At 68.9% G+C, this 8,394-nt stretch carries 7 protein-coding genes and 2 pseudogenes; 6 read left to right on the forward strand and 3 right to left on the reverse strand.

Going from position 1 to position 8,394, the window contains the following annotated elements:
• Positions 1-75 precede the first annotated feature (75 nt).
• A pseudogene (locus ACZ6IM_RS41860) lies at positions 76-851 on the reverse strand (IS5 family transposase); the annotation flags it as partial.
• Between the two features lie 31 nt (positions 852-882).
• On the opposite strand from ACZ6IM_RS41860, the pseudogene ACZ6IM_RS41865 reads away from it, so the two are divergent.
• Positions 883-1,074, forward strand: a pseudogene (locus tag ACZ6IM_RS41865) (hypothetical protein); the annotation flags it as partial.
• Positions 1,075-1,096: 22 nt separating this feature from the next.
• Here ACZ6IM_RS41865 and ACZ6IM_RS41870 read toward each other — a convergent pair.
• Entirely contained in the window at positions 1,097-1,675 is a 579-nt protein-coding gene (locus ACZ6IM_RS41870) for a TetR/AcrR family transcriptional regulator (RefSeq protein WP_469564457.1), read from the reverse strand.
• An 81-nt stretch (positions 1,676-1,756) separates the two neighbouring features.
• Between ACZ6IM_RS41870 and ACZ6IM_RS41875 the strand changes: the two genes are divergently transcribed.
• The 3 genes from ACZ6IM_RS41875 to ACZ6IM_RS41885 all read left to right on the forward strand — a co-directional run bounded on the left by ACZ6IM_RS41875 (position 1,757) and on the right by ACZ6IM_RS41885 (position 4,813).
• Positions 1,757-2,530 carry an SDR family oxidoreductase gene (locus ACZ6IM_RS41875; RefSeq protein ID WP_469564460.1) on the forward strand — a complete coding sequence of 258 codons (774 nt, stop codon included), beginning with the start codon at positions 1,757-1,759 and terminating at the stop codon, positions 2,528-2,530.
• A gap of 31 nt (positions 2,531-2,561) precedes the next feature.
• Positions 2,562-2,930, forward strand: a complete 369-nt coding sequence (locus tag ACZ6IM_RS41880; protein WP_469564463.1) for a VOC family protein — start codon at positions 2,562-2,564, stop codon at positions 2,928-2,930.
• A 620-nt stretch (positions 2,931-3,550) separates the two neighbouring features.
• Positions 3,551-4,813 (forward strand): peptidoglycan-binding protein, encoded by a 1,263-nt coding sequence (locus ACZ6IM_RS41885; RefSeq protein ID WP_469564465.1) that lies wholly within the window; start codon positions 3,551-3,553, stop codon positions 4,811-4,813.
• Between the two features lie 214 nt (positions 4,814-5,027).
• Here ACZ6IM_RS41885 and ACZ6IM_RS41890 read toward each other — a convergent pair whose 3' ends face one another.
• Positions 5,028-6,746, reverse strand: a complete 1,719-nt coding sequence (locus ACZ6IM_RS41890) for a hypothetical protein (RefSeq protein ID WP_469564468.1) — start codon at positions 6,744-6,746, stop codon at positions 5,028-5,030.
• Between the two features lie 175 nt (positions 6,747-6,921).
• Here ACZ6IM_RS41890 and ACZ6IM_RS41895 point away from each other — a divergent pair, with 175 nt between their 5' ends.
• The gene (locus ACZ6IM_RS41895) at positions 6,922-7,410 is read left to right on the forward strand and encodes a hypothetical protein (protein ID WP_469564471.1); all 489 of its coding nucleotides are present in this window, start codon (positions 6,922-6,924) and stop codon (positions 7,408-7,410) included.
• A gap of 296 nt (positions 7,411-7,706) precedes the next feature.
• Complete coding sequence (locus ACZ6IM_RS41900; RefSeq protein WP_469564474.1) at positions 7,707-8,372, forward strand: transposase; 666 nt, start codon at positions 7,707-7,709, stop codon at positions 8,370-8,372.
• The last annotated feature ends 22 nt before the right edge of the window (positions 8,373-8,394 follow it).

Below are 8,394 nucleotides of genomic sequence, written 5' to 3' on the forward strand. Positions count from 1 at the left end.
ACACTAATCCGGGGTCAGCACATGTCTCCTTCCTTCGTGGCTTTCCCACTTAACGTGTGCGACTTCGTGTCGCACCTTGAGGCGGTTGATGCACCGCTCGACGGTGTTGCGCTGCTTGTAGGTCTCGCGGTCGAAGGCCGGTGGTCTGCCGCCCCGGCTGCCCCGACGTAGCCGGTGTCTGCGCTGGTCTGCGGGGACGGGGATCACTGCCCGGATGCCGCGCTTGCGCAGGTGCTCGCGGATCGCGCGGGAGGAGTACGCCTTGTCGGCCAGCACCAGGTCTGGCCTGGTGCGGGGCCGTCCTCGCCGGCGGGGAACGCGCAGGCGGGCCATGACGTCGGTGAACGCGGGTGCGTCACCGGCCTGGCCTGCGGTGAGAACGAACGCCAGGGGCCGGCAGCGGGCATCGGCAGCGAGGTGGATCTTCGTGGTCAGTCCGCCGCGGGACCGGCCGATGGCATGGTCGGCCGGCTCTCCGGCCGGGGCCCCCTTTTGCGGGCTCCGGCCGCGTGCTGGTGGGCCCGCACGATGGTGGAGTCGACCGAGACGGCCCAGTTGAGGTCCTCGTCCGCGTCAGCCTGGGCGACCAGGGTGGTAAAAACCCGCTCCCAGGTGCCGTCGACGGCCCACATCCGGAGCCGGTTGTAAACCCCTCGCCAGTTGCCGTACTTCTCCGGCAGGTGAACCCACTGCGTGCCGGTCTGGAACTTGTAGGCGATCGCGTCGATCACCTCACGATGGTCCCGCCAGCGGCCACCCCGCTTCGGAGTCCGGTCCGGGAGCAACGGCTCAATCCGCGCCCACTGCGCATCAGTCAACGGCACACCCGGACCAACGACCGACTGATCCAAACGAAACTGCCTAGCGCTGGCCGGGCCGCCGCTCGCCCGGGGCGGGTGCCATGGCAAGCGCGGCACCATCCATCAGGCGTCCCGTGATCTGAATCTGCGCGGCCGCTGCGACTACACCGCCGGTGCCCCGGCCGCCGGCGCCCTGCGCCCGCTGCGGGACCCGGACGGGCCGGAGCTGGACGAGGACCACGACGGGAATACCAGGCAGGGCCCGACCCTGTAGCACACGTCGCGAGGCCGCCGGTTCAGGGCGCCTGCGGGGCGCCATGGCGCAGGCCGTCGAAGAGGAGGGTGGTGATCTGCCGGGCTTCGACCAACCACCCCTCTGTGGCCCGCATCCCGCAGACGCCGCCCAGGGCACGCAACAGGGTGGAGCCGGTGACGTCGTCCCGGACGGTGCCGGCCGCGATGCCGGCTTCGAGCAGCAGGGAGAGGGCGTTGGCCATACGGGTGCGTGCCTCGTCGAAGACCGGCGAGTCCGTCGCCATGATCCCCTCCAGAACACTGGACATTCCCTTGCCCACCGCGGCGTGGTCCACGAGCAACAGCAGGAAGCGTCGCAGCGCCTCCTCCGGGGCGTGCTGGTCCAGCAGCTCGCCGGGCGCGGCACACAGGACGTCGACCTCTGTGCGGTACACCTCCTCGATCAGCGCTTCGCGGGTCTCGAAGTGGCGGTAGAGCGTTCCGATGGCGACGCCGGCGCTGCGGGCGATGTCCTTCACGTGCGCGTCGGTGTCACCGTCGAGGAACGCCTGACGGGCCGCGGACAGCAGTGCCTCGCGGTTGCGACGCGCGTCGGCGCGCGGCGGGCGTGATGCCGGCAAGGGAACCTCCATAAGGTGAGTCCGGTTCCGCTTACGTGTACCGTTTCCGGAGTCAGGTTCATCTTACGGAAGAGAGACGTCATGGCCATCACGGACAACAGCCTCGACGGCCTTCGTGTACTGATCACAGGCGGCAGCCGGGGCCTGGGTGCGGCGACCGTCCGCCGCTTCGTCGCCGCGGGCGCGACCGTGCTGACGGCCTCCCGCAGCCGACCCGAGGAGAACAGCGGTGCCACATTCCTCGCGGCGGACCTCTCCACGCAGCAGGGTGTGGCCGAACTCGGCCGCCGCGTCGTCGAGCAGGTGGGCGGCGTGGACGTGCTCGTGAACAACGCCGGCGCCGCGAGCGCTCCCGCGCCGACCCTGAGCCGGTCGGACGAATCCTGGCAGGCGGACCTGGAAATGAACCTCCTGAGCGCCGTTCGTCTGGACCGGGCCCTGGTACCGGGAATGGTCGAGCGGGGCTCCGGCGTCGTCGTGCACGTCTCCTCGATCGCCAGCCAACTGCCCCAGCGCACCGAGGCGTCCTACGCCGCCGCCAAGGCCGCGCTCAACACCTACAGCCGCGAACTGGCCACCGAGGTCGGCGAGCACGGGGTGCGCGTGGTCTGCGTCCTGCCCGGCTTCGTCGTCACCGAGGGTGCGACCGCCCACCTGAAGCACATGGCAGAGCAGCAGGGCATCACCCCCGACAAGGCCACGCAGCGGATCGTGGACCACCTGAAGGTCCCCATGGGCCGTCCCGGAGAGCCCGAGGACGTCGCCGAGATGATCGCCTTCCTCGCCTCCGACCGCGCGAAGTGGCTCACCGGAGCGCAGTTCCGTGTCGACGGCGGCATCATCCCGACCGTCTGAGCGACCACTGACAGTACGAACAGGACACCACATGGCCATCACCCTGTCCTCCGTGATCATCGACGCCATCGACATCGAGAAGGAGAGCTCCTTCTGGCATCGGCTGCTCGGCGGCTCTCTCGCCCCCACATCGACCCATCACTTCGTCCAGGCCCCCGGCCTGCCGGTGATCGTCGTCCAGTCGGCCCCGGGACACACCGCCCCGAACTGGCCGGACGGCAGCTCCCAGCAGATGCACCTCGACTTCGGCGTCGACGACCTCGCAATCGCCGACCGCACGGCCACCGACGCCGGTGCCGCCCGACTGCGGCCCACCGACGAGGTCACACCGGGAACCCGCACCGGCAGTCGCGTCTACGCCAGCCCTGCCGGACACCCTTTCTGCCTGCGCGCGAACTGAGCCTGTCGCCGTGCCCCGGGCCACGCTTGTCGGCACACGATGGCGAGCTCAAGCGGTCAGCGCATCCCCGCTGTTCAGGAGTCCAACGTTGACCTCTGTCGGAGTGCGGCAGCCATGGGTCTTGCGCGGGCGATGATTGAGCTCGTGGGCGGTGGCGTCCAGGTCGGCAGGGTCGAACGTGCCGAGACACCCTCCGCGGCGCCGAACCTGAGCCCGCCGAGTGGGGCGCGCTCGATCAGGGTGTGGCCGTGTACGGTGCGGCCGGGGCTGCACCCTGCGCGTCGTTTTCGGGGCAGCGCGCCCTCCCACCGTCCGTGACTTCACGTGGGCGGTCGGCGGCCGCGAGGCCCTGGAGCAGAAGGTTTCTGACGTTCTTACGCATCTTCATCCTTCGATCGCGTGCCCCACGGTCCCGCTGGTGCGGGAGGCGCGGGAGCGGTGTCGCCGCCTGAGGGGCGGCGCTGACAGGGTGAAGATTCGGGGTGCCGCCGTTCCATCGGTAGCCTGATCCACTGTTCCAGTCGCTCCGCGTGTTCCAGTCGTTCCAGGTGGCCCATGACCTGGGGAAACAGCGAGTCGGAAGGCGCGGTTTTCCGTTGTCGTGTCGAAGGGGACGCGTGTTGTCCGAGGACAAGGTTCGCCGAAGTGGCAATCCGCCGGCAGAGGTCGAGGCCCTGCGTGCCGAACTGGTGCGGATCAAGGAGGAGAAGCAGCTCTCCCTCAGCGCCCTCGCCCACGACGGAGAGATCTCCCGGTCGACCTGGAACCGGGTACTGAAGGGAGAGTCGTTCCCGCCCCGCAAGGCGATCGAGCGGCTCAGCAGACGTCCCCGGCTCGAAGCACAGCACCTGGTCGGATTATGGGAAGCAGCCGACGCGGCGCTCAAGCGGGTCGAAGCCGCGGACGCCGCCTCGCCAGCGGCGCAGACACCGGCACCGGCACCGGCACCGGACCCTGATGACTCGGGCGCCGCACCGACTGCGACAGCCGACGATCCGGTCGGCCGGGACACCTCCACTTCCTCCGTTCCTGTGGCGCCTCTCAGCCTTCCGAAGGACAAAGCCCTCGGTGCCGCCGCGACCGGGCCCGCCCCGGCCGAGTCGACGCCATCCGCCTCGCCGTCCGGACGCCCTGACGTCACCGCCGGGGAAGAGATCGGCATCGTGCGCCCGACTCCCGTCCCTGTACCCGCACCCAAAACCAGGAGGACCACCAAGCTGCTGGTCACTCTCCTGGCGCTCACCAGGGTACTCGTCATCGGGCGCTGGGCCGCCATGCCCGACTCCGACAAGGACGACGCCGCGGCTCCCCCGGCCACCGGCGAAACCCTGCTCGACGACACCGAAGGTGGGGAGGGTGGCCGGGGCCGCGACACGGGCTACGAGAAGCAGCCGCAGGACACGGCCCAGCCCTCCGGTACCCCACCGGTGGCGGGAAGCAACGGCAAGCCGCATGAGCTCCCCGCCACCGGCACCGGCGGGTCCCCCGCACCCGGGGTGACGTCCGATGCCGAGACCACCGCTCCCCCGGCCGGCCAGGCACCGCAGGACGAAGACCTCCCCGGTTCCCAGGCCCCGACGGCCACCTCGTCGACGACGGCCGCGTCGTCGCTCGGTGAGGAAGGGCGCACCGCGTGCGCCCACTACAAGCCCAACCGCAGAGTGATTTTGGCCGAGGGCATGGTCGGCACCAACGTCGGACAGGTCCAGTGCCTTCTCAACCACAACTACGGCTACAGCCTCAAGGAGGACGGCAAGTTCGGCCCCGAGACCGAAGTCGGCGTCAAGGCTGTCCAGCGCTGTTCTGGCATCACCGCCGACGGCAAGGTCGGACCGAACACCTGGAAGTACCTCGACTACCCCCAACGCGCCTGCGGCCACTGATCCACAGTGCCATCCAGCCCTCGCCCACCACCAGCCACTCGACCGCGGTCAGGATGCCCCCGCAGTCCCGGCGGTCCCGCCCAGCGCGGGGCCCGCCTCGAGTACGAGAACCGCGTCAGCACCCTCATGCCCTGACCACGCTCGTTCTCACCGATAGCCGCTGCGCCGATGTTTCCCGAGACCGTGTACGAGAACAGGACCGCTCCGCCGGGCGTCAGTCCGGCAGGTGGCCTCCCACGTGGCCGACGACCAGCACCTTGTCCGTCTTGTCGACGTACCAGTAGACACGGAGGCACTGATCCGCGGTGGTGGCCTCGTCGACCTTGAGGTGTGCCTCCATCAGCACGGTCCGGCCGTTGTACCGCACTTCGTAGTGGCTCCGGTGCCGACGGTTGTGGGCTGCGGGGTGCCGGGCCGAGTAGCGGTAGCCGCGCTCCAGGAAGAACTCCCCGAACGGCTTCCCCAGCGTGTCGTCGGCCCACCCGCGGCCGGCGGTGGCGACATCCAGAAGGGCCCGATACAGCTTGCTCGGGTCCTTGTAGGCGCTGAACTTCTTTACGCTCGCTTCGGTACTGGGCAGGAAGATGACGTCATCGCCGATCTCTTCCTTGGCACGCTGGAACGCCTCCCTCACCGTCAGATCCGACAAGTCTGTCCCGGCGAGCTCAGTCGCTAGTCCACCGCCGTCGGCCAGCTTGCCGCCCGTCAGGCTCACTTCGTCGAACTGCGCTTGCAGGGCTTCCGCCTTGGTGAGCGCCGTGGCCAGCTTCTTGCTGACCTCGTCGTACTGCCGACGGATGTCCTTCAGTTCCTGATCCTGGAGGCGGACGTACTCCTTGGCCCAGTCCGGCAGATCGTCGGCCTTCTGCAGGGCCTGCCAGCGAGCCGCCCTCACCCAGCCGTGGACCGGGTTCTCGGGAACCGAAGCGGCGCTCACCGAACCCAGCCAGCGCCTCAGCTCATCGATCAGGAATGCGCCGCCCTCGTCGGGCATGCGATGGGGAGGCCAGTACTTGTGGTCGTACGGCTCCGAGTCCTTTCCGAACTTCGGCCAGTACAGTCGCACAGCCCCCTGCCAGGCGGACAGCTGGGCGCCCACCTCGTCGGTCAGGTTGCGGGCCGCCAGGTGAGTGGAGAGGTGCGCGACGTGGGCCAGACCGGCCAGCTCCCGTGACAGCTTCTGCGTGTCCACAAGAGGCCGACCGGTCGACGGATGGTTCGTGACCACAACGACGGGCAGGGCGCGACGGTTGTCGGTCAGCCACTCGACGAACCCCGGGATGTCACCTGCGGTGAGGATCCAGGGGGACGGCTTCGTCCGGTGTTCCGCATCGCCCACCACGAACTCCCGCAGAAGGGTGCGGACGATCGCCGGGGAGGAGAACCGGAAGACGGGACGGCGCAGCTGGAACATGTCGCTGTCCTGCTGGAGACCGATGCGTACGGTGGCGCACACCCCGTCGCTGCGGGAAGACAGGGCCAGGCTCGTGGCCCACCGCACGGTGGGATCGTCCGCCGCGGGCTGGTACCAGGAGCACGTCCAGCCCTTCAGCGCGTCGTCGGTCACGTGGTGGTGGGTGGTCACCGTGTGTCCGCCCGTAGTCTCGTACCGCCCGTCCTCGGCAAGGACGGACGGTACGAGACCCGTCGGCCGGCCGACCCACTCGCAGATGCGCCTCTCGGCCCTGCCGAGCGCCTCGTCCGGCGTGGCCTGCGGGTCGGTGAGCAGGAGCTGGCATGCGTAAAGTTCGCGCATCTGGAACCTTTCGGACTCGCGGGGATCGAGCGATGCCGGAGCTGGGGCTTGTGGAGCACGTACCGGTGTGAAGTAGCAACGCCGGTCGGCAGGCGGCTGGTTCCAGCAGTGGGCGCGAGGCGGCCGCCTCGGCCGACGAGTGCCTTCCACGAACCGCGGAACACCGTCCCACGCCATCGCTGCACTCCTTCTCCATAAGGGAGGGAGCAGAGTGGACGGCTGAGACGCCTACCGCCGCCCGGTTCTGGATGTACAGGTCATCGACCCTCGTGACACACTGCGCCTGCCGTCAGCCATGATCGGCCAAACGTTCGAAGGGGGAACAGTGCGAAGACTCGGCCTGTCCGCGGTGATGATCTCCGTCCTGGCTGTCACCGGGTGCGGCGGAAGCCAGGACGGAGACGCCGCCGCGGCCAAGCCCGCCAAGAGCAAGGCGGCGTCCGCATCCCCGGCCACGCAGAAGAGCAAGGCCCCTGAGCGGAACCTGCAGCAAGTCGAGAGGGACCTAAGGTTCGCCGTGGCGCCCCACAAGCCCCAGATGCAGCCCCTACAGAGCGGATCCTGCATCGTGCACGGCGTGGCGCCCACGCGGAGGGTCCTCGGCAAAGCCGAATTCGAGGCGATCGTCGGGCGCTTGCAGAAGCGTGGGTGGTCGCCCCTGGGTCCGCTTGACTACTCCGACGATGAGACCTACGGGAAGATGAGTTACCTCAGACTCCAATCCGGCGAGTGGGAGATCAGCCTGGGCTCGGCACCGATGCCCTCCGAGATGCGAGAGGCCTATGCCCCGAACGAGGGGTCTATCATCGCCGCCATCTCCTGGAAGTGCACCGGCGCCTGAGGTGGTGAAGGCGTCGCGACAGTAGATTTCCATCCGGATCCGGTCGTGGTGGGCACGAGGGCATTCGCCGGCGACCGAGGACAATGGGCCCAGCCTCAAGCGACGCCAGCAACGTCCGCAGCGCCTTTCGTGGTCCCGTACCGACGCCACGGCGGCACGACGTGTGGGGTCCGCCGCCGGGAGAGCGACCGGTCATGACCGACGAGAGGCACGCCAAGCGAGCCGCCCGCGACCTCACGGCCCGAGGGGCAGCTCGTACACCGCCGTCCGCCGCCGCATCTCGGCCGGGCGGCCGAATGAGGGGGAGCACTGCCCCTATCCCCCTGGAATTGCAACAACGGCCGAAGTCACCACCAGGCCTACGCGTCGCATCAGATGGCACCGCGCTGCTCGCTCAAGCGGATGCCGACGGTGACCTGGACTGGGTCGTCGCGGTCGATTCCACGATCGTGCGCGTCCACCAGAACGGCGCCGGGGCCCGCAAAAAAGGGCTCCGGCCGCTGAGCCTGCCGACCACGCGATCGGACGATCGCGTGGCGGTTGACCACGAAGGTCCATCTGGCTGCTGTCGTCCGTTGTGCTTCGTGCTCACGCCCGGCCAGGCCGAAGATGCGCCAGCGTTCGAGCACGTGATGGCTGCCATCCGGGTCCGGCGTCGAGTTGGTAGGCCCAGGACCAGGCCCTTCGCAGTGCTGGCGGACAAGGCGTACTCATCGCGAGCCATCCGGGACCATCTGCGACGGTGCGGAGTGCGGGCCGTGATCCCCCAGTCTGCTGACCAGATCGCTAACCGCAAGCGCAAGGGCCGCGGCGGCGGGCGCCCGCCCGGATTCGACCGCGATGCCTACAAGCAAGGCAACACCGTCGAACGGTGCATCAACCGCCTCACGGTGCGACACGAAGTCGCACACGTTAAGTGGGAAAGCCACGAAGGAAGGAGACATGTGCTGACCCCGGATTAGTGTCCGTAATCCGTTCCCGCGC

The organism is Streptomyces sp. NPDC042336 (assembly GCF_055581985.1).

What these genes read in the sequence shown, in the direction of transcription:
- ACZ6IM_RS41900 (WP_469564474.1), top strand. Translation starts at nt 7,707, where the DNA reads ATGAGGGGGAGCACTGCCCCTATCCCCCTGGAATTGCAACAACGGCCG.
- ACZ6IM_RS41890 (WP_469564468.1), bottom strand. Translation starts at nt 6,746, where the DNA reads ATGGCGTGGGACGGTGTTCCGCGGTTCGTGGAAGGCACTCGTCGGCCG.
- ACZ6IM_RS41880 (WP_469564463.1), top strand. Translation starts at nt 2,562, where the DNA reads ATGGCCATCACCCTGTCCTCCGTGATCATCGACGCCATCGACATCGAG.
- ACZ6IM_RS41895 (WP_469564471.1), top strand. Translation starts at nt 6,922, where the DNA reads ATGATCTCCGTCCTGGCTGTCACCGGGTGCGGCGGAAGCCAGGACGGA.
- ACZ6IM_RS41875 (WP_469564460.1), top strand. Translation starts at nt 1,757, where the DNA reads ATGGCCATCACGGACAACAGCCTCGACGGCCTTCGTGTACTGATCACA.